Source organism: Salmonella sp. A7, from assembly GCF_020181675.1.
GTDB classification, from domain to species: domain Bacteria; phylum Pseudomonadota; class Gammaproteobacteria; order Enterobacterales; family Enterobacteriaceae; genus Salmonella; species Salmonella enterica.
The window spans coordinates 2,915,681-2,941,284 of the sequence record NZ_CP084001.1 but is presented as its reverse complement, the minus strand read 5'-3'; the positions used below and the strand labels follow the sequence as shown (position 1 = coordinate 2,941,284).

The window sequence follows — 25,604 nt, the reverse complement described above, 5'->3', positions numbered from 1 at the left end:
ATTACCCTATTTTTGCAAATCAAATCACAAATAATCACTTTAAATCTTTTAATGACTAATTTTGATTATTACAGTGCGTGTAAGGCAAAATTAGACAAGGTGGTTTATCGGGTAAATTTCAATAGCATCAGCGAAGCAATACGCAACGTCAGTAAAGGGGTCAATCATGACAACGAATAGGCACGCTTATGGAGGGCGTTCAGACGATGTTTGCCAAATTTATAGATGTTATTCAAACGTTTTTAACTGAACCGGCAATATTAATTGGGATATTAGTCGGTGTTGGCTATGCGCTGGATAAAAAGACGCCTATAAAAATTATCACCGGTATGATCAGCGCGATGGTCGGTTTGATGATGGTGTTATTTGGCGGCTTTCAATTTTCAGCCACTTTTAAACCGGTTGCAGAGGCAGTCAGCAAGGCTTATGGCGTGCATGGATACTTAATGGATTCATACGCCATGAAAGCCGCGACGCAAATAGCGCTGGGCGATAATTTCGGCTATGTAGGATACGTTTTTGTACTGGCGTTTTTTACTAACCTGATATTAGTTTTATTTGGTCGTTATACTGGCGCAAAAGGTATATTTCTTACCGGTAATACCGGGGTCTCACATTCACAGGCGGTACTGTGGTTAATTGTCTTCTGGCTGGGGTTCGGTTGGGTACAATCCATTGTGATTGCCGGGGTATTGACCGGGGTCTTTTGGGCGTTTTCAACCACGCTTATTGTTAAACCCATCGCCAAAGTGACCAATAACGCCGGTTTTACCATCGCGCATAACCAGATGTTGGGACTGTGGTTTTTCTCGAAATTCGCGCATAAATTCGGCGATCCGGAAAAGCATGACGCCGAAAACCTGAAACTTCCCGGTTGGTTAGCCATTTTTAACCACAACGTGACGGCAATCGCCATTGTGATGACGCTCTTCGTTGGCGGTTTTTTATTGGCGACAGGAATCGATAACGTACAGTTAATGGCGAAAGGCAAACCCTGGTATATCTATATCATCAATCTGGGCCTGCAATTCTCTATGTATATGGTCATCTTGCTGCAGGGCGTGCGGATGATGGTAGGCGAAATTAACGGTTCGTTTAAAGGATGGCAGGATCGCTTTATTCCTAACGCTATACCGGCTGTGGATGTTGCTGCTTTATTACCTTTTTCGCCGAACGCGGCCACGCTGGGATTCGTCTTTTGTACCTTCGGCACGATTTTTTCCATGGGCATTCTGCTGCTCATCCATAGCCCTATTATGGTATTGCCTGGTTTTGTTCCGCTCTTCTTTTCCGGCGGTCCCATCGGCGTATTAGCCAACCGAATGGGGGGATATCGTTCCGTTATTATTTGTACTTTCCTGTTAGGGATTATTCAGACTTTCGGTACGGTATGGGCCATTCCTTTAACCGGGCTGGCAAAAGAAGGCGTGGGCTGGACGGGAATATTTGACTGGGCGACTCTGTGGCCTGCGATTTGTGAATTACTGAAATTTATTGCTTCAACGTTCCATCTTGGTCCTTATTCCATTTAATTGATTCGGTTTATATAAAGGATTTTATTATGAAAGATTCTGTAAATATTTTATTCGTATGCGGTTATGGTGTAGGCAGTAGCGTAATGTTACAGACTGTGGTTAAAAAAGCGTTAGCAAAATATGACTTCTCTTTTGATATGGAGCATACGGCAGCGGGAGAGGTCGGTGGATTTACCGACTGGGCAGATATTTATGCGATTTCGAAAAAATTGCTTGATGTTGTTAGCCTCGATCCTAAACACGGACAATATCTCATTCCCATTGAAAATATCATGGATGGCGAATCAATAGGTAAACAGATTTACGATGTGGTAGAGAAAAATTTTCCGCACCTGCTCAACAAATGAGGGTGAGTCATGAAAGCGATTATTCTGCTGTTTGACAGTCTGAATAAAAACTATTTGCCGCCCTATGGCGATTTGCTAACGAAAGCGCCTAACTTTCAACGCCTGGCGGCACATGCCGCCACCTTTGACAATAGTTATGTCGGCAGTATGCCCTGTATGCCAGCCCGTCGGGAACTGCACACCGGGCGCTATAATTTCCTGCATCGTGAGTGGGGGCCGCTGGAACCCTTTGATGATTCCATGCCGGAATTATTGAAAAAAGCGGGGATCTACACCCATCTTATCAGCGATCATTTGCATTACTGGGAAGACGGCGGCGGTAACTACCATAACCGCTATAGCTCCTGGGACGTAGTACGCGGTCAGGAGGGCGATCACTGGAAGGCGAGCGTTGGCGAGCCGCCCATTCCGGAAGTATTGCGCGTTCCACAAAAACAAACCGGAGGCGGCGTTTCCGGGCTATGGCGTCACGACTGGGCGAACCGCGAATACATCCAGCAGGAAGCCGATTTTCCCCAGACGAAAGTTTTTGACGCCGGGTGCGATTTTATCCATAAAAATCATGCCGAAGATAACTGGTTATTGCAGGTTGAGACGTTCGATCCGCATGAGCCGTTTTATACCACCGAGGAATATTTATCGCTCTATGACGATGAGTGGCAAGGCCCGCATTATGACTGGCCGCGCGGCAAAGTCAGTGAAAGCGAGGAGGCGATAGCGCATATTCGCTGTCGTTATCGGGCCCTGGTTTCCATGTGCGACCGCAATCTTGGACGTATCCTTGATCTGATGGATGAACACGATCTCTGGCGCGATACGATGCTGATTGTCGGTACCGATCACGGCTTCTTGCTGGGGGAGCACGGTTGGTGGGCTAAAAATCAAATGCCCTATTATAACGAGGTGGCTAATAACCCGCTGTTTATCTGGGACCCGCGCAGCGCGGTATGCGGAGCGCGGCGGCAGTCGCTGGTGCAGATGATTGACTGGGCGCCAACGCTACTGGATTATTTTCAGCAACCTATTCCCGCAGATATGCAGGGCCAACCGCTGGCGAAAGTCATTGCCAGTGATGAACCCGTCAGGGAAGGCGCGCTGTTTGGCGTGTTTAGCGGACATGTTAATGTTACCGACGGACGCTATGTTTATATGCGGGCCGCGCAGCCGGGGCGTGAGCATGACATTGCGAACTACACGTTAATGCCGATCAAGATGAATGCGCGTTATGACGTGGATGAACTGGGAAAATTATCTCTGGCACCTCCGTTTAAATTCACTAAAGGGCTTCAGGTATTACGTATTCCGGCCAGGGAAAAATATAAAGGTGTGAATAGCTTTGGTCATCTCTTGTTTGATCTCAGAGACGATCCGCAACAGCAACATTCTATTCATGATGAGGCCATCGAAGCAAGGATGATCAACTTACTTATCCGTTTGATGAAAGAAAATGATGCTCCGGCGGAGCAGTATCGCCGTCTGGGTCTGGATGTTATCTAAAAACGTAACAATGTTATAAGCCGGGTACGCGTCAGCGTCACCCGGCAAGTATTAGTCCGAATCGCCTGTTGATGCAGGCGTTTGAGACTGATGACAAACTGTAGAATGCTCAATGGCGCTGCGCTTATCAGGCCAGGATGATTTCGTGGTCTGAATAAGGTATTTATACTGCCATTTCGCAACACGGTGGGCTAATCACATACGTCTTACTGCGGGAACCACTGATCGCTGATTTTCTGATAAGTGCCGTCCGCTTTAATGGCGGCCAGCGCATCATTCAGTTTTTCCAGCAACGCCTTATTGTCCGGGCGCACCGCGATGCCAAGTCCGGTACCGAAGTATTGCGGATCGGTCACTTTCTCTGTTGCCGGACCCAGTTGCGGATTCGTTTTCAGCCACTCATTGACCACTGCGGTATCGCCAAAGACACCGTCAATACGGCCATTTTTCAGGTCGATAATCGCATTCTGGTAGCTGTCGTAGGCCACGGTTTTGACCTCCGGATGTTTATCCTGGAGATATTTTTGATGCGTGGTGCCATTTTCCATACCGATACGCTTACCTTTTAGATCGGTAAAGGTTTTATAGGTGTCTTTTTTGGCAATCACCAGCGCGGAGTTCGCATAATAGGGATTGCTAAAGGCGACCTGCTTACTGCGCTCCGGGGTAATGTCCATTCCGGAAATGACGGCATCATATTTTCTGAATTTCAGCGCCGGGATAAGACTATCGAAAGCATGATTGGTAAAAGTACATTCTGCCTGCATTTGCTTGCATAATGCGGTTGCCAGATCGATATCGAAGCCCACAATTTTATTACTCGCATCCAGGGATTCAAACGGGGGATAGGTGGCGGAAACCCCGAAATTGATTTTTTCAGCGGCGATGCTGCCAGTGGCGAAAGAGGCGAGTAATGCGGCCAGAACTAACTTTTTCATGATGTCACTCCCGTAATCTTATGATTATGCGCCGTGTCTGCGGCATAGATTTACAATGCCATTAATTGAATTTGTATGCAATAAAAATGATTAAATATTTTAAAATGGATAAAAAAAGACGGACAAGTTAACCACTTGTCCGTCGGGTTTATTCAATATTATGCATCGTAGGCTTGATAAGCGCAGCGCCATCTGACCATTGTCGAACGGCGGCGAGAATGCCTTATCCTGCCTGGTTAATTGCGCCGCTCAAACGCCAGGGCTTTACGCTCAATCAAACGCATCATCAGCGTCAATAGACCGTTGACGACCAGATAAATTACGCCTGCCGCGCCAAATACCATCACATCGTAGGTACGACCATAGAGCAACTGACTGTACCCCATGACTTCCATCAAGGTGATGGTATAGGCCAGCGAGGTACTTTTGAAGACCAGTACCACCTCATTTGAATAGGAGGAGAGGGCGCGTTTAAACGCATAGGGCAACAAAATCGCCAGCGTATCTTTCTTACTCATCCCCAGCGCGCCGCAGGACTGCCACTGACCTTCCGGAATCGCGCGAATCGCGCCATAAAATAGCTGCGTGGTGTAAGCGGCGCTGTTTAGCGACAACGCGATCAGTGCGCACAGCCACGGTTCAGACAGTAGATGCCAGAGTAGCGGATACTCTTGCAGTGTCGGGAATTGACCGGGTCCGTAGTAGATCAGGAAAATTTGCACCAACAACGGCGTACCGGTAAACAACGTGATATAGCCGCGCACCAGCCACACCACGAACGGCGTTTTTAGTGTCAGGATAATGGTAAAAACTAACGCCAGCACCAAAGCGACGGCAATAGAAGCCACGGTCAGCGTCAGGCTGGTGTGTAGCCCTTTTAGCAGTTCAGGTAAGTACTCAAGCATTAGTCCGGCCTCCGCTCAAAACGTGTCGCGCGCAGGTCTATGCGTTTGAGAATGTACTGACTGATCAGCGTAATGACCAGGTAAATAGCCGCCGCAATAATGTACCAGTTAAACGGTTCCTGGGTGCGTGTGGCAATACTTTTGGTCTGTAACATCAGATCGTTAACGCTGATAAGGCTGACCAGAGCCGTATCTTTTAGCAACACCAGCCACTGATTACCCAGCCCTGGCAGGGCGTGACGCCACATCTGCGGCATCACCAGACGGAAAAAAATCGCCGTCTTTGATAATCCCAGTGCCTGACCCGACTCCCACTGACCAGATGGAACGGCTTTCAGCGCGCCGCGTAGCGTCTGCGACGCATAGGCCGCATACAGCAGGGACAACGCAATCACGCCGCACAGGAACGGACTGACGTCAAAGTTCTCAATCTCCATTTGCACCGGGATCTGCGTAAAGCCGAGATGGAGGGTAAACCCGTCAGACAGCGTAAGCAGGAGTTGCGAGGAGCCGAAATAGATAAACAGCACCACCAGAATTTCCGGCAGGCCGCGTAAAATAGTGACCAGCGCGGAGCCTATCCAGGCAATCGGGCGCCATTTTACGGACTCCCAGACGGCAAAGAACATGGCTAACGCGAGGCCAATGATCAGCGCGCAGACGGCAAGGCCGACGGTCATCCCGGCGGCGCTTGCTAAAGGAAAAAATTCGTTCATCAAAGATTACTTCTGGAACCATTTGTTATAGATGGTCTCGTAAGTCCCATCTTTCTTCACTTTTTCCAGCGCAGTATTGAATTTCTGCTGCAGCTCGGTGTTGCCCTGACGTACCGCGATACCCAGGCCGGTGCCGAAATAATCTTTATCGGTGACTTTATCGCCGACCGGTGCCAGCTTAGGATTGGCTTTCAGCCATTCGGTCACGACCGCCGTGTCGCCGAAAACAGCGTCGATACGGCCATTTTGTAGATCCAGCTTCGCGTTCTGATAGCTGTCATACGGTACGGTGGTGATTTCCGGATGCTTATCCATGATGAATTTCTGGTGCGTCGTACCGTTCTGCACGCCGACTTTCTTGCCTTTCAGTTGATCGACGCTGGTGTATTTGCCCTGCTGACCCACGAACAGCGCGGAGTTGTCGTAATATGGCGTGGTAAACAGCACCTGCTTTTCACGTTCCGGCGTGATATCCATTCCCGCCATTACAGCGTCGAAGCGGCGGAATTTCAGGCTGGGGATCAGGCTGTCGAACGCCTGATTGGTAAAGGTACAGGAGGCGTCGATCTCTTTACATAGCGCGTTGGCCAGGTCGACGTCAAAGCCGACAATCTTGTTATTAGCATCCATCGATTCGAACGGCGGATAGGACGCTTCGGTCGCAAAACGAATGGTCTGGGCTGCTGTAGCGGAAAGGCTAAAGCCTGCAATTAGCGCGGCAATCAGAACTTTTTTCATTGTCATTGTCCCGAATCTTAGTGAGAGAGATAGTTTTTGAACGCTTCGGTCTGAGGGTGGGCAAAGCAACCCGCATCACCGTGCTCGACGATGTGACCATTTTCCATATAAATCACACGACTGGCGGTCTTACGCGCCACTTCGACTTCATGCGTAACGATCACCTGAGTAATGTTCGTTTCCGCCAGCTCATGAATAATGCTGACGATTTGAGCGGTAATTTCCGGGTCCAGCGCGGCGGTCGGTTCATCAAACAGCAGCACCTGCGGCTCCATCATCAGCGCGCGGGCAATCGCGACGCGCTGCTGCTGACCGCCGGAAAGGTGCAACGGATAACGATCGCTATAGGGCTTCAGACGTAAACGCTCCAGCAGCTTTTCTGCGCGCGCCAGCGCCTGATCTTTTGTCAGACCCAGTACGCGGCAGGGCGCTTCAATCAGATTCTGCACAACGGTGAGATGCGGCCAAAGATTATATTGCTGAAAGACCATTCCGACATTTTGACGTAGCTCACGAATCGCCTTATCGGACGGCGTTTTCGTAAAGTCAAAATGGTTCCCGGCGATAGTCAGAGTGCCGGAGCGCGGCATCTCAAGCAGATTGAGTACACGCAGCAGCGAACTTTTACCCGCCCCGCTTGGGCCAAGCAACACCAGCGTTTCGCCTTCGGGGCAATCCAGCGTGATATCGAACAGCGCCTGATGCGCGCCGTAAAAGCAATTAATGCCGTTTAATTGAATACTCATTGACACTCGTATACAGGCAGTCTGATAGCTATTGAAGCCGCAGATAGTACCTTTCGCAGAATAGTTATGCAATATTTATGCGTTAAAAGTTAAATATATCCCACATTCTTCCCTAAACATAGCACAAAATAGCAGGAGGAATAGTAGGTAAGAAGAATTGTCGGCATCCCGGGCAGAATGCCAGACAATTTACGGGGTTATGGGTGCAAAAGCGGGGAATACTGGCTGTTAACGGTTTTCTATCGACTGGCGCAGCGTACCGGCAGGGGCATGGACATCTCCGCCCAGATAGCGAACGTCGTCAATCACCCAGCATGAGCCTTCGTGAATCATAAGCACTTCATCCTGCCAGCTTTGATCGCCCTGTTTTAACGCCACCCGCAGAGGAATGTTGCGCGCATCTCGGTTCGGAATGGTTGATGCGCTGGCGACGTTGGCGCTATCCGGCAGCGTAGCGCGGCTGGAGAACAGATCGCCGCTCATCAACTGGCGGTGCTCCGTATCGCGGCTGGCGTCGGTCAACAATTTCGCCAGGTTATCACTCAAGTAGGGGCGAAGCGCGGCGATATCATTGCTGTGGTGTTGAATACGGTAGTCGTAAAATTGTTGAGCCACGCTGTCCGGGCCGCCTTCCACACACGCGCCGATACGCGGGCCATTATCTTTGTAGGCGGGAGTGACGGTCGTACAGGCGCTAAGCAGAAGCGCGCACGGGATGAGCAAAGAGAGTTTAGAATAGCGCATGATGATTTCCTTATAGGCGATCGAGCAAAAACCGATCTACGATAATCAATTATATCCTTTCAATGATAGCGTATCAGCTTGATAATGCGTTTGAGATCGTGTGCTTAGCTAACCCGGGAGATTCACTATGCAGTTTTCAACAACCCCAACGCTGGAAGGACAAAGCATCGTGGAGTATTGCGGTGTGGTAACGGGCGAAGCCATTTTAGGCGCCAATATTTTCCGCGATTTTTTCGCCGGCATTCGGGATATCGTCGGCGGACGTTCCGGCGCGTATGAGAAAGAGCTGCGTAAAGCGCGTGAAATCGCTTTCCAGGAACTTGGCGAGCAGGCTAAAGCGTTGGGCGCCGATGCGGTGGTAGGCATCGATATTGATTACGAAACTGTCGGCAAGGATGGCAGTATGCTGATGGTCAGCGTCAGCGGAACGGCGGTGAAAACGCGCCGATGAGAGCGCTACTGTGGCTGGTGGGTCTCGCGTTGCTGTTAACAGGCTGCGCGAGCGAAAAAGGAATTATCGATAAAGAGGGATATCAGCTTGATACCCGACATCGCGCGCAGGCGGCCTATCCGCGCATTAAAGTCCTGGTGATTCACTATACGGCGGAAAATTTTGACGTTTCGCTGGCGACGTTAACGGGTCGCAACGTCAGTTCGCATTACCTGATTCCCGCAACCCCGCCATTATATGGCGGTAAACCGCGCATCTGGCAACTGGTGCCGGAACAGGATCAGGCCTGGCATGCGGGCGTCAGTTTCTGGCGAGGCGCCACGCGTCTCAATGATACGTCTATTGGCATTGAGCTGGAAAATCGCGGCTGGCGAATGTCCGGCGGGGTGAAATCTTTCGCGCCGTTTGAATCCGCGCAAATTCAGGCATTGATTCCGTTAGCGAAGGATATTATCGCGCGCTATAACATCAAACCGCAGAATGTGGTGGCCCATGCGGATATCGCGCCGCAGCGTAAAGACGATCCCGGCCCGCGCTTCCCGTGGCGCGAGCTGGCGGCGCAGGGGATTGGCGCCTGGCCTGACGCCCAGCGTGTGGCGTTTTATCTGGCTGGACGCGCGCCGTATACGCCAGTCGATACCGCAACGGTGCTTGCGTTACTCTCGCGCTATGGCTATGAAGTCAAAGCCGATATGACGGCGCGCGAGCAGCAGCGGGTGATTATGGCGTTCCAGATGCACTTCCGTCCGGCGCAATGGAACGGTATCGCAGATGCCGAAACGCAGGCGATTGCCGAAGCATTACTGGAGAAGTACGGCCAGGATTAACGCGGTAAATTTCCGTGATCGCGCAGCCAGGCGGCGGTGCGCTCAATGCCTTCGTCCAGCGTGACGATGGGCTGGTAGCCCAGCTCTTCCTGCGCGCGAGTCGTATCGAGCGTAAAATCAAAATTCAGTTTTGACACGCCGTAATGCGTTAGCGGGGGCTCTTTGGCGGATTTTTTGCCGAAGCGCTCCATACTGCGGGCGATCATATCCAGCATCGGGTAAGGCACAGAGCGAATGCGGCAGTCGATAGTCAGTTCATCAATTAACTTTTGTACGATGCTGCGTAAGGTGCGGTTTTCGCCGTTAGTGATGTTATAAGCGCGGCCAGAAGGCAGATGATCGCAGCCCGGCTGGCTGGCCAGCCACATGGCGTGGATCGCATTTTCATAGTAGGTCATATCGACCAGCGCGCTGCCCCCGTGCGGTAATAAGACGCTACCGTAATGGTGCATCATATGCGCCAGACGTGGGATAAATACTTTATCGTGCGGGCCAAACAGGCTTTGCGGACGCAACACCGTAAAACGTGTTTGCGGATTAGCCTGCGCCAGCAGATTAATCACCTCTTCACCGGCGGCTTTACTGCGGGCGAACTCATTGGCAAACCGATGCGGACGGAAATCCTCTTTGATATCACGGTGATGGTGGTAATCAAAATAGAGCGAGGGAGAGGAGATATGAATAAAATTGCGCACGCCCCAGGCGACCGCCCATTCTCCCAGACGGCGGGTGGCGCGAACATTCGCCAGATCGAAAGCTTGTTGGGTTCCCCAGGGCGAGGTAAAGCTGGAGCAGTGCCACAACGTGTCGATCCCGGCGAGCATCACTTTAGCCTGCGAGGAGACCAGTTCGGTTAAATCCGCATGGACGAATTCCGCGCCCATTTTTTCAAGCAGCTTGCCCATCGCTTCATTGCGACCCGTCGCTCTGACGCTGATGCCTTTATTGCGCAAAAATTCAACCGCGTTTCGACCTAAGCCGCTGGTGGCGCCGGTAACCAGTACCTTCATATCAATCCACTGTGTTTAATAAACCGTCGTGCGCATTCTTCCGTGAATTACGTCGGTATGCAATGGGAAACACGAAAGAATACAGCAACTTTTTCTCATTTTTCTGTGATTTGTTCTGCAAGTCGGGCAATACGCCTTGCCATTCCCCGGAAAATAAACAGGTGCGCCGGGATCATCAGTAGCCAGTAAATCAGGCCCGGCATTCCGTGTGGATGCCACCAGGCGCGCACGTCAATTTCGCGGTAGCGACCTTTATCGTGCAGCGTGAAGCTAAGCCGCCCCAGACCCGGCGCTTTCATACCAAACAAGAGCGTGAGCTGTTTTTCTGGCTCGACAATGATCACTTTCCAGCTATCTACCGTATCGCCAGGCTTGAGCAAGGTATGCGACGGGCGGCCTTTCGCCAGTTTATGCCCCACCAGACGGTCCATCGCGGCGCGCGTCTGCCACAAAATATTGCCGAAAAAATAGCCCTCTTTGCCACCCAGCCGATTTACGACCTGCCATAGCGCCGATAGGCTGGCCGGGGTCTGCGCGGTAAAGCCCGCCTGCTTTGGAAAATAGCCGTATTCGGGACGCCAGCGGGCGAAGGCCAGCGCGTCGTAGCCCCAGTCGCTGGAGTTCACCAGTTTTTCTTCTTCTTTCAGCGTGCGGCGAACGGCGTCATCAAAGGTGATAAGCGTTTGGGGGATCAACTTTTTTAACGCGGCGTCATCGGCCAGCAAATCGTGCCTTAACCCCTGGATTAAGGCTTTTGCGGTAGTCGGCGGCACGGAGGTAATGACGTTTAAAAACCAGACCGAAATCCAGCGGGTCGGAAAAGGAACCGGGATTAGCGGACGCCGTTTACCGCTGACGGCCATAAAACGTTCAAACTGCTGCTGATAGCTTAATACCTGCGGCCCGGCGGCTTCCAGAATACGATGCTCGCGCGCAGGGTGGTCCAGCAAGCCGACCAGGTAGTAGAGTAAATTTTCCAGAGCGATGGGCGTGGTGCGCGAACGCACCCAGCGCGGCGGCGTGAGTATTGGCAGGTTGTAAACCATGTCACGCATGACTTCGAAGGCGGCGGAGCCTGCGCCGACGATGATCCCGGCGCGTAATTCCGTCACCGGCACGCCTGCGTCGCGCAGCGTGTCAGCCGTAAGCTGGCGGGCGCGCAGGTGATCGGATTGCTCATGCGCCGGCGCCTGCAATGAACTGAGGAAAATAAGTTGCTTAACCGGCGTCTGGCGCAGCGCGTCGCGCACGTTGAGCGCCGCCTGACGCTCATGGGCGATAAAATCGCCGCCTTCGCCCATGCCGTGTACCAGATAGTAAACGGTATCAATGTCGCGAAGCAGTGCGGGTAAATTTTCCGGCCAGTGCAGATCGACCTTATGACAACTGACGTTGGCGAGGCGCTGTTTTTCCAGACGTTCGACGCGCCGCGCCGCCGCCCGCACCTGATGCCCTTGCTGACTTAGCGCAAAGGCCAGGTGCTGGCCGATATAGCCGCTGGCGCCGAGAACCAGAATGCGTTGCGCCACGTTGCTCTCCTTAGCGGGCTAAAAAGGCGCGCCAGTGGGCGACGACGTCGGCAAGCTGTTCGCGAGAAACATCCAGATGCGTCACCAGACGCACAATCGGCGCGGCGTTAATCAGGATATTCCGTTCCCGTAAATAGTCGCCAAGCGCGGCGGCCTGTGCTTCGCCAACGCGAACAAACAGCATATTCGTTTCGTGGCGCATGACCTCCGCACCTGCTTCCCGAAGCTGCTGCGCCAGCCAGGCGGCGTTATCATGGTCCTCTTGCAGACGCGCCACGTTATGCTTCAGCGCATACAGTCCGGCCGCTGCCAGAATCCCGGCCTGACGCATTCCGCCGCCGACCATTTTACGCCAGCGCGTCGCGCGTTTAATGTAATCGCGGTTGCCGACCAGCAGCGAACCGACCGGCGTTCCGAGACCTTTTGACAGGCAGATGGTAAAAGAGTCGCAATACTGCGTAATCTCTTTTAACTCACAGCCGTAGGCAACCACCGCGTTAAAAATTCGGGCGCCGTCAACGTGCAGCGCCAGTCCACGTTCGCGGGTAAATGTCCAGGCGTCTTTCAGATACGCGCGCGGCAGCACTTTCCCGTTATGCGTATTTTCCAGACTGAGCAAGCGCGTGCGCGCGAAGTGGATGTCATCCGCTTTAATCTTCGCCGCCACGTTCTCCAGCGGCAGTGTACCGTCCGCGGCGGTGTCGATGGGCTGCGGCTGAATGCTGCCGAGCACCGCAGCGCCGCCAGCTTCATAGAGATAATTATGCGCGCCCTGACCGACGATATACTCTTCGCCGCGTTCACAATGGCTAAGTAGCGCGACCAGATTGGCCTGGGTGCCGGTGGGTAAAAAAAGCGCCGCTTCTTTACCGGAAAGGTCGGCGGCGTAGCGCTGAAGGGCGTTAACGGTAGGGTCATCGCCGTATACGTCGTCCCCGACCGGGGCGGTCATCATCGCCTCGAGCATGGCGCGGCCCGGTCGGGTAACGGTATCACTGCGTAAATCAATCATGGCACATCCCTGGATTTTAAAAGGTGATGTGCACTGTTTTACCTTAGCCAGTTCGTTTTCGCCAGTTCGATCACTTCATCGCCGCGGCCGCTAATAATGGCGCGTAGCATGTACAGGCTAAAGCCTTTCGCTTGTTCCAGTTTGATCTGCGGCGGGATCGCCAGCTCTTCTTTTGCCACGACCACGTCAACCAGTACCGGGCCGTCAATGGAAAACGCGCGCTGTAGCGCTCCGTCCACGTCTGCGGCTTTTTCCACACGAATACCGGTAATGCCGCAGGCTTCGGCGATACGCGCGAAATTGGTGTCGTGCAGTTCGGTACCGTCGGTAAGGTAGCCGCCGGCTTTCATTTCCATCGCCACAAAGCCCAGCACGCTGTTATTAAAGACGACGATTTTTATCGGCAGCTTCATCTGTACCACCGAGAGAAAATCGCCCATCAGCATACTGAAGCCGCCATCACCGCACATCGCGATAACCTGACGATCAGGCGCGGTGGCCTGAGCGCCGAGCGCCTGCGGCATGGCGTTGGCCATTGACCCGTGGTTAAACGAGCCCAGCAGGCGGCGCTTGCCGTTCATTTTTAGATAGCGGGCCGCCCAGACGGTCGGCGTGCCGACATCGCAGGTAAAAATAGCGTCGTCAGCGGCGAAATGGCTAATTTGTTGCGCCAGATATTGCGGATGGATGGCTTTGTCGCTGAGTTTGGCTAAGTCATCAAGTCCCTTACGGGCGTCCCGATAGTGCTCCAGAGCTTTATCGAGGAATTTACGATTGTTTTTTTCTTCCACCAGCGGCAGCAGGGCGCGAAGCGTGGCTTTAATATCGCCCACCAGCGCCATGTCGACTTTGCTGTGCGCGCCAATACTGCCCGGGTTGATGTCAATCTGAATGATTTTGGCATCGCTCGGATAAAAGGCGCGGTAGGGGAACTGGGTGCCGAGCAGGATCAGCGTATCGGCGTTCATCATGGTGTGGAAGCCAGAAGAGAAGCCAATCAGGCCGGTCATTCCCACATCATAAGGATTATCGTACTCAACGTGCTCTTTGCCGCGCAGGGCATGAACGATTGGCGCTTTTAGTTTTGCCGCCAACGCGACCAACTCCTCATGCGCGCCCGCGCAGCCGCTACCGCACATCAATGCGATATTGCTGGAGTAGCGCAGCAGTTGCGCCAGTTTTTTCAGCTCTTCTTCCGCCGGCGTGACGACGGGGTGCGGGGCATGGTACCAATGAGTGACGGCGTTTTCAGGCGCAGGTTTTAGCGCCACGTCACCCGGAAGTACGACCACGGAGACGCCGCGATTTAACACCGCTTTGCGCATGGCGATGGCGAGTACCTGCGGGATCTGCTCCGGGCTGGAAACCAACTCGCAATAGTGGCTGCATTCACGGAACAACTCCTGCGGGTGGGTCTCCTGGAAATAACCGCTGCCGATTTCACTGGACGGAATATGGGCGGCGATCGCCAGAACAGGGACGTGGTTACGGTGGCAATCAAACAGGCCATTGATCAGGTGCAGGTTGCCCGGTCCGCATGAACCGGCGCACACTGCCAGCTCGCCGGTAAGCTGCGCTTGTGCGCCGGCGGCGAAAGCGGCAACCTCTTCGTGGCGGGTTGGCATCCATTCAATGGTTCCCATACGATTAAGACTATCGCTCAGGCCGTTCAGGGAGTCGCCAGTGACGCCCCAGATTCGTTTTACGCCAGCCTGTTCCAGCGTTTTGGCGATAAAAGCAGCAACGGTTTGTTTCATGGTTCTCCATCTCCTTAAATGTGATAACGGTTACAAGTTTAGTTGAAGATGACGATGACGTTTTTCTTTGGCGGAGAGAGGGGCGAAAGGATGAAGCGAGTGGTAAATCGCCCGGTGGCGATAACGCTTACCGGGCCTATGATGGAACGTTTACCGATTATGCGAGAACAAGATCACCCTGCGGATGGCAGGAGCAGGCCAGTACGTAACCTTCGGCAATCTCCGCCTCGCTCAGCGTCATGGTGCTGCTCACCGTATAGTCGCCGGAAACGACTTTGGTTTTACAGCAGCCGCAAACACCTGCCCGACAGGCAGCGGCAACCGGTACTTTATTACTCTCCAGCGCCTCCAACAGCGTTGTACCGATCGGGGCATAAAATTCCTGCGCTGGCTGTAGTTTGGTGAATTTCAGGCCGCTGGTTGCCGTTTCCGCCACCGGCGTGAAGAACTTCTCTTTAAAGAAGCGCGTTACGCCAAGCGCTTTCACTCCCTGTTCGACGAAATCCATATAGGGCGCCGGGCCGCAGGTCATGATGGTGCGCGATGCCAAATCCGGTACGCGCTGTAACAATTCCGTGGTCAGACGGCCCGCGACAAAACCTTCCGTGGCATGTTTTTCCGCCACTAGCGTGACCGGATACTGTTGCCACTCGTCGGCAAAAATCACATCATCCGGCGAACGGACGTTAAAGATGACCTGCACATCGGCCTGCGGGCGGTATTTCGCCAGCCAGCGACGCATCGACATGATTGGCGTTACGCCACAACCGGCGGCGAGCAGCAGAAACTTATCTTCTGTTTTATCGTCACAGGTAAAATCGCCCATTGCATCAGACAGCCAGATGTAATCGCCGCGCTTGATGTCATGGGTCAACCACTGTGAACCCGTGCCATCTTCAATCCGACGAACGGTCAGCGTGATATATTCACTGACGCCCGGCGTAGACGAAAGGGTGTAGGCGCGCAGCGTTTCCGCTGAATTACGCACGCTCACCAGCGCATACTGCCCGGCGCGGTAAGGGTAGTAGTCATGGCATAATAGCGCAATTGTCCATACATCCGGCGTCTCCTGACGGATGTGATGCACCTGCATTCGCCAGGGACATTGTGAGGTTGGCATCGTCATCATTGGCCTCCTTACGCGCTCAGCAATTGCTTCATGTCTTCTTCAACGGTGGTCACGGAACGCAGACCGAACTTCTCGTTGAGGATAGCCAGCAGATCCGGCGTGAAGAAGCCCGGCGCGGTCGGCCCGGTGACAATATTTTTCACGCCTAATGACAGCAGCGTCAGCAGAATCACGATCGCTTTCTGCTCAAACCAGGAGAGCACCAGCGATAGCGGCAGATCGTTGACGCCGCAGCCCAGTTTTTCCGCCAGCGTCACCGCCAGGATAATCGCGGAGTAAGCATCGTTACACTGACCGGCATCGACCAGACGCGGCAGCCCTTCGATGTCGCCGAACTCCAGTTTGTTGAAACGGTATTTACCGCACGCCAGAGTCAGGATCAGGCAGTCATCCGGTACGCTGGTGGCGAAATCGGTAAAGTAGTTACGCTCGCCGCGCGCGCCGTCACAGCCGCCGACCAGGAAGATGTGGCGCAGTTTTTCACGACTGACCAGATCGATGAGCGTATCGGCAGCTCCGAGCAGGGTCTGACGGCCAAAACCGACGGTGATGAGATGCGGAATTTCGCTATACGGGAAGCCCGCCATCTGCTGCGCCTGGGCAATGACCGGCCCGAAGTCATCACCTTCAAGATGGCTAACGCCCGGCCAGCCGACGATGCTACGAGTCCAGATACGGTCGTCATAGCTGCCCACGGTCGGGTCGATAATGCAGTTAGAGGTCATCACGATTGGGCCAGGGAAGCGGGCGAACTCGACCTGCTGATTCTGCCAGCCGCTGCCGTAGTTACCGACCAGATGCTTGAATTTACGCAGTTCCGGATAGCCATGTGCGGGCAGCATTTCACCGTGAGTGTAGACGTTAACACCGGTGCCTTCGGTCTGCTCCAGCAGGTTGTAGAGATCTTTCAGATCGTGACCGGAGATCAGAATGCACTTGCCTTCAGTCGCTTTGACGTTGACCTGAGTCGGCGTTGGGTGGCCGTATTTGGTGGTTTCACCGGCATCCAGAATGCTCATCACTTTAAAGTTCATCTGGCCGATTTCCATTGCGCACTCCAGCAGCGCGTTCATATCAGCAGGCCAGGTGCCGAGCCAGGCCATGATTTTGTGGTACTGGGCGTAAATGTCGTTGTCGTATTGACCGAGAACGTGCGCGTGCTCCATATACGCCGCCGCGCCTTTCAGACCGTACAGGCACAGCAGACGCAGGCCGAGGATATTCTCGCCAATGGCGGCTTTGTCTTTATTCGGGGTAAATTCCGCCGCCTGACGTTGCAGTTCGCCCAGATCGTCGCTAACCAGTTGCAGATCGGCCATCGGATTGTCGCAATGCGCATTGGCATCCACGCTCAGGCACTGCGCTTTCAACGCTTCACGCAAGGCAATCGCTTCACGGGCGTAGCCGACGATACGCGGAGAGTCGAAGTTAACGTTGGTCAGCGTGGAGAAAAACGCGCGCGGCGCAAAGTTATCAACGTCGTGATTAATGATGCCATATTCACGGGCCTTCACCGCCCAGGCAGACAAACCTTGCAAAGCCGCAATCAGCAGATCCTGCAGATCGGACGTTTCAGCTGTTTTACCGCACATTCCCTGCGCGTAGGAGCAGCCGTTTCCGGCTGGTGTACGGATGGTTTGTTCACATTGCACACAAAACATGGTCACACCTTTTAAAGTTATATTTAATATACATGTTTAAGGTTATGCCTGTGAACAAAGGGATAAAAGGGATTTCTGCCATAATGTGCAAGGAGATTGATTTAGCGCAATTTTGGCGGCAGATGCCTACCGCCAAAGAGGTATCAGGCCGAGAAGAACGCCATTAAGAGGGGGACCAGCAGGCTGAGGATAAAGCCATGTACGATAGCCGCCGGAACAATCTCTACGCCGCCGGAGCGCTGTAATACCGGCAACGTAAAGTCCATTGAGGTCGCTCCGCACAGGCCCAACGCCGTTGAACGGCTGCGGCGAACCAGGCCGGGAATAAGCATAATGGCTAAGAGTTCGCGGGCCAGATCGTTAAAAAATGCCGCGCTGCCGATAACCGGTCCAAACGACTCCGTCAGCAAAATACCGGAAAGAGAGTACCAGCCGAAACCTGACGCCATCGCCAGGGCGGTTTTTAGCGGTAAATCCAGGATAAACGCATTAATCACGCCGCCCAGTAATGAGCTTGCCACGACAACGACCGCGACCATCATTCCCCGGCGGTTAAGCACAATTTGCTTTAAGGTCATGCCGCTATTTCGTAGCTGAATCCCCACCAGGAACAATAAAAAGATCAGCGTATATTCACTGGCTTCGGTGGCGTGCTGTAAAACAGAGAGTCCGCTCAGGCCGATAACAAACCCCAATACCACTACGCCGCACAGTTGCAGCGACTCCAGCGCCATGGCAATACGCGAAGGCAGTTTTTCCTGCTGATGATGGTGACGCCACGGGAGGATACGTTCCAGCCACAATAAGGCAGCGATATTACACAATAAAATAATCGTAATACTGACGGCGGAATAATGAAAAATCGCCACCAGATTACTGGCGAGGTTATCCAAAAACGCCAGGCTTATTCCCATAAAAAAGAGAATAAGATACACGATCCAGCTCAGTAGCCGGTTAATAAGTTGTAATGCGGCTTTATGTCGCAGTGGAATGAGATAGCCCACAATCAGTGGAACCAGAATGATTAAAAGTCCTGAAAACATGAACAGCCGGGCCCTTTTTTATTGTTTGAATAGCGTACATGACACTACCGAATTCCAGACTATCAGTAAAGCGACACCGTCAGCCGTACATTTATCATACAGTTGCCTCAGGCAAAGGGGGGAATATCACGCCAGGCGGAAGCATTTGCCGTTATACTGCGGTGAGTTTAATGGAGTGGTGACGCTTTTCTGGAGGAAGCATGATTCTCGAACGCGTTGAAATAGTGGGATTTCGCGGTATCAACCGACTGTCGTTGATGCTGGAGCAAAACAACGTGCTGATTGGGGAAAACGCCTGGGGCAAATCCAGCCTGCTGGATGCGCTGACTCTGTTATTGTCGCCGGAACTCGATCTCTACCATTTTGTCCGTGAGGATTTCTGGTTTCCGCCTGGCGACATAAAAGGACGCGAGCATCACCTGCATATTATTCTGACTTTTCGCGAAACGCAGCTAGGGCGGCATCGGGTACGTCGTTATCGAGCGCTGGAAGCATGCTGGTCGCCTTGCGAGGATGATTTTCACCGTATTTTTTATCGGCTAGAGGGCGAATGCGGCGCCGATGGTAGCGTGATGACGCTGCGCAGTTTTCTCAATAGCGATGGGCAGCCATTGCCGGTGGAAAATATTAACGATCAGGTGCGCCACCTGGTTCGTCTGATGCCAGTGCTACGTTTGCGCGATGCGCGCTTTATGCGACGTATTCGCAACGGTACGGTGCCCAATGTGCCGGATGTTGAAGTCACGGCCCGACAGCTGGATTTTCTGGCGCGTGAGCTGGCGACCCGGCCGCAAAATTTAACCGACGGGCAGATTCGTCAGGGACTGTCCGCGATGGTGCAACTGCTTGAACACTATTTCTCAGAGCAGGGCGCAGGACAGGCGCGTCACCGACTCATGCGCCGACGTTCGCAAAATGAGCAGCGTAGCTGGCGCTATCTGGATATTATTAATCGGATGATCGACAAACCGGGCAGCCGGTCGCATCGGGTGATCCTGCTGGGGCTTTTCTCCACGCTGTTACAGGCGAAAGGGACGCTGCGGTTACATAAAGACGCGCGACCATTACTTCTGGTGGAAGATCCGGAAACCCGTTTACATCCCATTATGCTTTCAGTCGCCTGGCAATTGCTCAATCTGTTGCCGCTACAGCGGATAGCGACGACTAACTCAGGCGAATTGCTCTCGCTAACGCCGGTGGAGCATGTCGTACGGCTGGTGCGCGAATCTTCCCGCGTCGCCGCCTGGCGTTTGGGCCCGGGCGGGTTAAGCGCGGAAGATGGACGGCGCATCGCCTTTCATATCCGCTTTAATCGCGCGTCGTCGCTGTTTGCGCGTTGCTGGCTACTGGTGGAAGGCGAGACGGAAACCTGGGTTATTAATGAGCTGGCGCGTCAGTGTGGACATCATTTTGATGCGGAGGGCATTAAAGTCATTGAGTTTGCTCAGTCCGGTCTGAAACCGCTGGTGAAGTTCGCCCGCCGTATGGGAATCGAGTGGCATGTCCTGGTGGATGGCGACGAAGCGGGGAAAAAATATGCCGCGACGGTCCGCAGCCTGCTTAATAACGATCGGGAAGAAGAACGCGAACATCTCACGGCGCTGCCTGCGCTGGATATGGAACATTTTATGTATCGTCAGGGCTTTGCCGATGTTTTTCACCGGGTTGCGCAGCTTCCGCCTAATGTACCGATGAATACCCGGAAAATTATCACTAAAGCTATCCACCGCTCGTCAAAGCCGGATTTGGCGATTGAAGTCGCGATGGAAGCCGGGCGGCGGGGAATTGACGCCGTGCCGCCGCTGTTCAGAAAGATGTTCTCGCGCGTGGTTTGGCTGGCGCGGGGCCGGGCGGATTAGCGTTTGAATGTGGCCGGAACCTGTTCGACAACGCTATCGAGTAAAGCATAGCGGCGGCGATACTCGGCCCGTTTTTTACTGGCGATCTCCGCTTCGCTTTTTCGGGCGATCGCCAGCGGTAGCGCATAGTAATTTCCTTTAATTCTTTCACCGCCTAACGATTCCCAAAACGCGTCATAGTCGGCATGCATTTGCGTCTTTTTATCCATGTATCGCCAGCTACGGTAAACGTGCGCATCGTTACTCACGGCTATAATCTGCTCCGCCTGAAAGACTTGCGCAAACTGACAGAGAGCCTCCATCACGATGCGTTTGGGAAAAAGACCATGGCAGGCTTTGGTCGCCTGCTGGATAATTTCGTGAGGAACGTCGTTTGCCGCGCCCTGTAATCCGCCGATAAATAGTGTGCGTTGTTGGTTAAAGCGACACAGGGTAAATGTGATCTCTGCCAGAATACGTAACTGTGCGTCGCGAACAACAATAGTGCTTTCACCTTCTTTATCCAGTGAGACCAGACTGACTAAATCAAGTTGAAACAACTCGCCGGTTTTAGTTTCAAATTTAGCAAGATTCAGGCCATACTGACTTAAATAGCTAACCTGTTGTTCCCGCGATAAAAGTTGGCGCATCTGTTGATAATGAAAACACAGCGCATCTAAGGCGAAATCGCGTTTAATATTTACAGCCATATAAGGACGATGTAGCCGAATAGGCAAACGCGGCTGACGAGCAAGTAACGTATTTAACTCCGGCCATTGGGTGAGATTGGTCAGTAATTGGCTGGTCGCACGCGGCATGACTAATGAGCGGATTAAAAACTTGCGACGAAAGCTGGCTTTACGCCAGAATTTTCCTGGCTGTAATTGCCCGCGCGTCAGACGAATAAATAATTGTAAAGGAGAGATGTGATCTGAAGTGTACCAGGTATTATCTGTAAGCTGTGTCATGATCGTAATCCGCGACATAAGATTGTCGAGATTGAACCACAGGAAACATTAACCAATCGTCAATACAGCCGACGCTATCTTTATTGTGTCAGGTTTGTTTAGATACGGTTTACTTTCTGGTTAAAATTTTGCCGTCAGGGTTTCTATGCGTGCTAAGGGAAAGAAATTTAAAAAGCGTTATCTGGTCATTATTTTAATTCTTTTAGTGGGGGGGATGGTTAGCTGGCGAATGATAAATGCGCCGCTGCCAACTTATCAGACATTAATCGTGCGGCCAGGCGATCTTGAACAGAGTGTACTGGCGACTGGAAAACTGGACGCGTTGCGTAAAGTGGATGTCGGCGCGCAGGTGAGCGGCCAGTTGAAAACGCTGCTGGTCTCCATTGGAGATAACGTTAAAAAAGATCAGCTACTCGGCGTGATTGACCCAGATCAGGCGGAGAACCAGATAAAAGAGGTCGAGGCCACCCTGATGGAGCTGAACGCGGAGCGTCAGCAGGCAGCCGCTGAGTTAAAGCTGGCGCGGGTTACGCTGGCGCGCCAGCAGCAGTTAGCTAAGACTCAGGCGGTATCGCAACAGGATCTGGATACCGCGGCGACGGAGATGGCGGTTAAACAGGCGCGTATTGGCACCATAGATGCCCAGATCAAACGTAATCGGGCCTCGTTGGACACCGCGAAAACCAACCTGGAATATACCCGTATTGTTGCTCCCATGGCGGGGGAAGTGACGCAAATCACTACCCTGCAAGGACAAACGGTGATTGCAGCTCAGCAGGCGCCCAATATTCTGACGCTGGCGGATATGAGCACCATGCTGGTAAAAGCGCAGGTCTCGGAAGCGGACGTGATCCATCTTCGGGCGGGGCAGAAAGCATGGTTCACCATTGCAGGCGATCCGCAAACGCGCTATGAAGGCGTTTTAAAAGATATTCTGCCGACGCCGGAAAAGGTCAACGACGCTATTTTTTATTACGCCCGGTTTGAAGTGCCGAATCCCAAAAGAATCTTGCGTCTTGATATGACCGCACAGGTTTATATTCAACTCATGGATGTCAAAAATGTGCTGATTATTCCTCTCGCCGCGCTTGGCGAACCGGTGGGCGGCAATCGTTATAAAGTGGCGCTGTTGCGTAACGGCGAAAAACGTGAGCGCGAAGTGATCATTGGCGAGCGTAACGATACAGACGTGGAAGTGGTTAAAGGTCTGGAAGCGGGCGATGAGGTGATCATCGGCGAAAGCAGGCCAGGAGCGACGCCATGACGGCATTGCTTGAACTGCGCAATGTGAGTCGCAGCTACCCCTCCGGAGAAGAGCAGGTGGCGGTGTTAAAAGATATCTCCCTGCAAATCCACGCCGGGGAGATGGTGGCGATCGTCGGCGTTTCCGGTTCTGGAAAATCAACGCTGATGAATATCCTCGGGTGCCTGGATAAACCGACCAGCGGCACTTATCGGGTGGCGGGGCGGGACGTCTCGACGCTGGACCCGGACGCGCTGGCGCAGCTGCGGCGTGAGCATTTTGGCTTTATCTTTCAGCGCTACCATCTGTTGTCGCATTTAACGGCAGCGCAAAATGTTGAAATCCCCGCCGTCTACGCCGGCATTGAACGCAAAAAACGCCAGGCGCGCGCCAGAGAGTTACTTCTGCGGCTGGGATTAAGCGATCGCGTCGATTACCCACCTTCACAGCTTTCTGGCGGACAGCAGCAGCGTGTCAGTATTGCCCGCGCGCTGATGAACGGCGGACAGGTGATTCTGGCGGATGAGCCGACCGGCGCGCTGGATAGTCATTCCGGCGAAGAGGTGATGGCGATTTTGCGCCAACTGCGCGATCGCGGACATACGGTGATCATTGTGACGCACGATCCGCTGATTGCCGCCCAGGCGGAGCGGATTATTGAAATTCACGATGGCAAGATTGTCCATAATCCGCCCGCGCAGGAAAAGAAACGCGAACAGGGCGTTGACGCTGCCGTAGTTAATACGGCTCCCGGCTGGCGGCAATTTGCCAGCAGCTTTCGCGAAGCGCTGTCGATGGCGTGGTTAGCGATGGCCGCTAACAAAATGCGTACTTTACTGACCATGCTGGGAATTATTATCGGTATTGCGTCGGTGGTGTCGATTGTGGTGGTCGGCGACGCCGCAAAAAAGATGGTACTGGCGGATATCCGCGCTATGGGCACTAACACGATTGATATTCATCCAGGCAAAGATTTTGGCGACGACAACCCGCAGTATCGACAGGCGCTGAAATATGACGATCTGGTGGCTATTCAGAAACAGCCGTGGGTTAACTCTGCGACGCCCAGCGTTTCAAAGAGCCTACGTCTTCGCTATGGCAATATTGATATTGCCGTAAATGCTAATGGCGTCAGTGGCGATTATTTTAACGTTTACGGCATGTCCTTTAGGGAGGGGAACACCTTCAATGCTGTACAGCAACAGGATCGCGCGCAGGTGGTGGTGCTGGATGCCAACACGCGACGCCAGCTATTTCCAAATAAAGCGAATGTCGTAGGGGAAGTGGTGCTGGTGGGTAATATGCCGGTTATTGTTATTGGCGTGGCGGAAGAGAAACCGTCCATGTACGGCAATAGCAATCTGTTGCAAGTTTGGTTGCCCTATAGCACGATGTCAGATCGCATAATGGGTCAGTCATGGCTTAACTCGATCACCGTTCGTGTGAAAGATGGCGTTGATAGCGATCAGGCTGAACAGCAGCTTACCCGCCTGCTCACCTTACGCCACGGTAAAAAAGACTTCTTCACCTGGAATATGGACAGCGTCCTGAAAACGGCTGAAAAAACCACCTATACTCTTCAGTTATTTCTGACGCTGGTGGCCGTCATTTCGCTGGTTGTCGGCGGCATCGGCGTTATGAATATTATGCTGGTTTCCGTCACCGAGCGAACGCGTGAAATCGGCATCCGTATGGCGGTAGGCGCGCGCGCCAGCGATGTGCTACAGCAGTTTCTTATTGAAGCGGTGCTGGTTTGCCTGGTTGGGGGAGCGCTGGGGATTAGCTTGTCGATGTTCATCGCATTTATGCTACAGCTTTTCCTGCCCGGCTGGGAGATCGGTTTTTCACTGACTGCGCTGGCGAGCGCGTTTTTATGTTCGACGTTTACTGGGATACTGTTTGGTTGGCTACCGGCGAGAAACGCGGCGCGACTGGACCCGGTGGATGCGCTGGCAAGGGAGTAATCTTGCTGACGTCATTTGTCGGCCTGATAAGATGTAACAGTGTTGCTATCAGGAACTGGCGTTAAATAAAAATGCCAGCCGATCGGGCTGGCATTTTGCCTCCTGGATGTACACAATGAGACAGAGGAGCTATGCAACGGCCTCTGCTTCGATGGGCACGATGACGCTGGCGTGATTGCCTTTTGGCCCCTGGTGTACATCAAACCGGACAGACTGTCCGGCTTTAAGCGTTCTGTAACCATCCATTTGAATGGTGGAATAATGGGCGAAAATATCCTCGCCGCCGCCTTCAGGGCAGATGAAACCAAACCCTTTGGCATTATTGAACCACTTTACAGTACCCGTTTCCATGCTTCGACATCCTTCGTAAATCTTATATAAGTAAGATGGAATGAACCGGTGACGGAGTGGGGGCTGTTCAAAACCTCACCAACTCTCGACATTACAATTTAGAGAAATCAGGCGAGGCGTCAAGCATCAGGCAGGGGGGATCGGGTAAAAATGAATCAAAAATTTGAAGCAGTTAACGCTATTGCCGGGAATGTGACAGATGTCGCGGATGGTACTGATAGATGTTAGTTATCTATCAATTGAGGTAGATTGATTGTGTGCATAGACTCTGGTCAGCGGCAGATTTTCCTGCCGACAACCGTAACCGATAATGACGACTGACGATGGGTAAGACGAACGATTGGCTGGATTTTGACCAGCTGGTGGAAGATAGCGTGCGCGACGCGCTAAAACCGCCATCTATGTATAAAGTGATATTAGTCAATGATGATTACACTCCGATGGAGTTTGTTATTGACGTGTTACAAAAATTCTTTTCTTATGATGTAGAACGTGCAACGCAATTGATGCTTGCGGTTCACTATCAAGGCAAAGCCATCTGCGGCGTGTTCACCGCCGAGGTGGCGGAAACCAAAGTGGCGATGGTGAACAAGTATGCAAGGGAGAACGAGCATCCGTTGCTGTGTACGCTGGAAAAAGCCTGAATGCAGGTATA

At 52.8% G+C, this 25,604-nt stretch carries 25 protein-coding genes; 10 read left to right on the top strand and 15 right to left on the bottom strand.

Going from position 1 to position 25,604, the window contains the following annotated elements:
• Positions 1 to 188 precede the first annotated feature (188 nt).
• The 3 genes from LCS67_RS14435 to LCS67_RS14425 are packed head-to-tail and all read left to right on the top strand — an operon-like array spanning position 189 to position 3,379.
• Positions 189 to 1,532, top strand: coding sequence for a PTS sugar transporter subunit IIC (locus tag LCS67_RS14435; RefSeq protein WP_000399318.1), 1,344 nt, complete (start codon positions 189 to 191; stop codon positions 1,530 to 1,532).
• Between the two features lie 29 nt (positions 1,533 to 1,561).
• A complete protein-coding gene (locus tag LCS67_RS14430; protein ID WP_000655399.1) occupies positions 1,562 to 1,882 on the top strand; it encodes a PTS sugar transporter subunit IIB in 321 nt (106 codons plus the stop codon).
• Positions 1,883 to 1,891: 9 nt separating this feature from the next.
• A complete protein-coding gene (locus tag LCS67_RS14425; RefSeq protein ID WP_023197601.1) occupies positions 1,892 to 3,379 on the top strand; it encodes a sulfatase in 1,488 nt (495 codons plus the stop codon).
• Positions 3,380 to 3,585: 206 nt separating this feature from the next.
• Here LCS67_RS14425 and artJ read toward each other — a convergent pair whose 3' ends face one another.
• The 6 genes from artJ to LCS67_RS14395 form a co-directional block, all read right to left on the bottom strand.
• A complete protein-coding gene (artJ, locus tag LCS67_RS14420; RefSeq protein ID WP_000737537.1) occupies positions 3,586 to 4,317 on the bottom strand; it encodes an arginine ABC transporter substrate-binding protein ArtJ in 732 nt (243 codons plus the stop codon).
• A 236-nt stretch (positions 4,318 to 4,553) separates the two neighbouring features.
• Positions 4,554 to 5,222 (bottom strand): arginine ABC transporter permease ArtM, encoded by a 669-nt coding sequence (gene artM, locus LCS67_RS14415; protein WP_000895393.1) that lies wholly within the window; start codon positions 5,220 to 5,222, stop codon positions 4,554 to 4,556.
• Complete coding sequence (gene artQ / locus LCS67_RS14410) at positions 5,222 to 5,938, bottom strand: arginine ABC transporter permease ArtQ (RefSeq protein ID WP_001001677.1); 717 nt, start codon at positions 5,936 to 5,938, stop codon at positions 5,222 to 5,224. Before artQ ends, artM begins: the two co-directional genes overlap by 1 nt.
• A 6-nt stretch (positions 5,939 to 5,944) precedes the next feature.
• The gene (gene artI / locus LCS67_RS14405) at positions 5,945 to 6,676 is read right to left on the bottom strand and encodes an arginine ABC transporter substrate-binding protein ArtI (protein WP_000756586.1); all 732 of its coding nucleotides are present in this window, start codon (positions 6,674 to 6,676) and stop codon (positions 5,945 to 5,947) included.
• A gap of 17 nt (positions 6,677 to 6,693) precedes the next feature.
• Positions 6,694 to 7,422, bottom strand: coding sequence for an arginine ABC transporter ATP-binding protein ArtP (gene artP, locus LCS67_RS14400; RefSeq protein WP_000027186.1), 729 nt, complete (start codon positions 7,420 to 7,422; stop codon positions 6,694 to 6,696).
• Between the two features lie 228 nt (positions 7,423 to 7,650).
• On the bottom strand, positions 7,651 to 8,166 hold the full coding sequence (locus tag LCS67_RS14395; RefSeq protein ID WP_001270724.1) for a lipoprotein: 516 nt from the start codon (positions 8,164 to 8,166) through the stop codon (positions 7,651 to 7,653).
• A 127-nt stretch (positions 8,167 to 8,293) separates the two neighbouring features.
• Here LCS67_RS14395 and LCS67_RS14390 point away from each other — a divergent pair, with 127 nt between their 5' ends.
• Positions 8,294 to 8,617, top strand: a complete 324-nt coding sequence (locus LCS67_RS14390) for a heavy metal-binding domain-containing protein (RefSeq protein ID WP_001160725.1) — start codon at positions 8,294 to 8,296, stop codon at positions 8,615 to 8,617.
• Complete coding sequence (locus LCS67_RS14385) at positions 8,614 to 9,444, top strand: N-acetylmuramoyl-L-alanine amidase (protein WP_023203679.1); 831 nt, start codon at positions 8,614 to 8,616, stop codon at positions 9,442 to 9,444. Before LCS67_RS14390 ends, LCS67_RS14385 begins: the two co-directional genes overlap by 4 nt.
• Here LCS67_RS14385 and LCS67_RS14380 read toward each other — a convergent pair.
• The 7 genes from LCS67_RS14380 to LCS67_RS14350 form a co-directional block, all read right to left on the bottom strand.
• Complete coding sequence (locus tag LCS67_RS14380; RefSeq protein ID WP_000866907.1) at positions 9,441 to 10,454, bottom strand: NAD-dependent epimerase/dehydratase family protein; 1,014 nt, start codon at positions 10,452 to 10,454, stop codon at positions 9,441 to 9,443. The genes LCS67_RS14385 and LCS67_RS14380 overlap by 4 nt on opposite strands.
• A gap of 95 nt (positions 10,455 to 10,549) precedes the next feature.
• Positions 10,550 to 11,983 (bottom strand): SDR family oxidoreductase, encoded by a 1,434-nt coding sequence (locus LCS67_RS14375; protein ID WP_031569925.1) that lies wholly within the window; start codon positions 11,981 to 11,983, stop codon positions 10,550 to 10,552.
• 10 nt (positions 11,984 to 11,993) lie between these two features.
• The gene (gene ltaE, locus LCS67_RS14370; protein ID WP_031569921.1) at positions 11,994 to 12,995 is read right to left on the bottom strand and encodes a low-specificity L-threonine aldolase; all 1,002 of its coding nucleotides are present in this window, start codon (positions 12,993 to 12,995) and stop codon (positions 11,994 to 11,996) included.
• A gap of 38 nt (positions 12,996 to 13,033) precedes the next feature.
• Positions 13,034 to 14,752, bottom strand: coding sequence for a ubiquinone-dependent pyruvate dehydrogenase (gene poxB, locus LCS67_RS14365; protein ID WP_000815321.1), 1,719 nt, complete (start codon positions 14,750 to 14,752; stop codon positions 13,034 to 13,036).
• Positions 14,753 to 14,909: 157 nt separating this feature from the next.
• Positions 14,910 to 15,878: an NADH oxidoreductase gene (hcr, locus tag LCS67_RS14360; protein ID WP_024151567.1), complete on the bottom strand. Its 969-nt coding sequence runs from the start codon at positions 15,876 to 15,878 to the stop codon at positions 14,910 to 14,912.
• Positions 15,879 to 15,889: 11 nt separating this feature from the next.
• Complete coding sequence (gene hcp / locus LCS67_RS14355) at positions 15,890 to 17,542, bottom strand: hydroxylamine reductase (RefSeq protein WP_000458785.1); 1,653 nt, start codon at positions 17,540 to 17,542, stop codon at positions 15,890 to 15,892.
• 143 nt (positions 17,543 to 17,685) lie between these two features.
• Positions 17,686 to 18,585, bottom strand: coding sequence for a lysine exporter LysO family protein (locus tag LCS67_RS14350; RefSeq protein ID WP_000491118.1), 900 nt, complete (start codon positions 18,583 to 18,585; stop codon positions 17,686 to 17,688).
• A 200-nt stretch (positions 18,586 to 18,785) separates the two neighbouring features.
• Between LCS67_RS14350 and LCS67_RS14345 the strand changes: the two genes are divergently transcribed.
• Positions 18,786 to 20,444 carry an ATP-dependent endonuclease gene (locus LCS67_RS14345; RefSeq protein ID WP_000599759.1) on the top strand — a complete coding sequence of 553 codons (1,659 nt, stop codon included), beginning with the start codon at positions 18,786 to 18,788 and terminating at the stop codon, positions 20,442 to 20,444.
• On the opposite strand, the gene LCS67_RS14340 is transcribed toward LCS67_RS14345, so the two are convergent.
• On the bottom strand, positions 20,441 to 21,391 hold the full coding sequence (locus LCS67_RS14340) for a VirK/YbjX family protein (protein ID WP_001542594.1): 951 nt from the start codon (positions 21,389 to 21,391) through the stop codon (positions 20,441 to 20,443). The genes LCS67_RS14345 and LCS67_RS14340 overlap by 4 nt on opposite strands.
• 145 nt (positions 21,392 to 21,536) lie before the next feature.
• On the opposite strand from LCS67_RS14340, the gene macA reads away from it, so the two are divergent.
• Positions 21,537 to 22,655, top strand: coding sequence for a macrolide transporter subunit MacA (gene macA, locus LCS67_RS14335; RefSeq protein ID WP_023212628.1), 1,119 nt, complete (start codon positions 21,537 to 21,539; stop codon positions 22,653 to 22,655).
• Positions 22,652 to 24,598, top strand: coding sequence for a macrolide ABC transporter ATP-binding protein/permease MacB (gene macB / locus LCS67_RS14330; RefSeq protein WP_000125891.1), 1,947 nt, complete (start codon positions 22,652 to 22,654; stop codon positions 24,596 to 24,598). Before macA ends, macB begins: the two co-directional genes overlap by 4 nt.
• Before the next feature lie 129 nt (positions 24,599 to 24,727).
• Here macB and cspD read toward each other — a convergent pair whose 3' ends face one another.
• Positions 24,728 to 24,949, bottom strand: a complete 222-nt coding sequence (gene cspD, locus LCS67_RS14325; protein ID WP_000447499.1) for a cold shock-like protein CspD — start codon at positions 24,947 to 24,949, stop codon at positions 24,728 to 24,730.
• A 150-nt stretch (positions 24,950 to 25,099) separates the two neighbouring features.
• Here cspD and LCS67_RS14320 point away from each other — a divergent pair, with 150 nt between their 5' ends.
• Both LCS67_RS14320 and clpS read left to right on the top strand, forming a co-directional pair.
• Positions 25,100 to 25,177, top strand: coding sequence for a hypothetical protein (locus tag LCS67_RS14320; RefSeq protein ID WP_212742690.1), 78 nt, complete (start codon positions 25,100 to 25,102; stop codon positions 25,175 to 25,177).
• A gap of 95 nt (positions 25,178 to 25,272) precedes the next feature.
• The gene (gene clpS / locus LCS67_RS14315; RefSeq protein ID WP_000520789.1) at positions 25,273 to 25,593 is read left to right on the top strand and encodes an ATP-dependent Clp protease adapter ClpS; all 321 of its coding nucleotides are present in this window, start codon (positions 25,273 to 25,275) and stop codon (positions 25,591 to 25,593) included.
• The last annotated feature ends 11 nt before the right edge of the window (positions 25,594 to 25,604 follow it).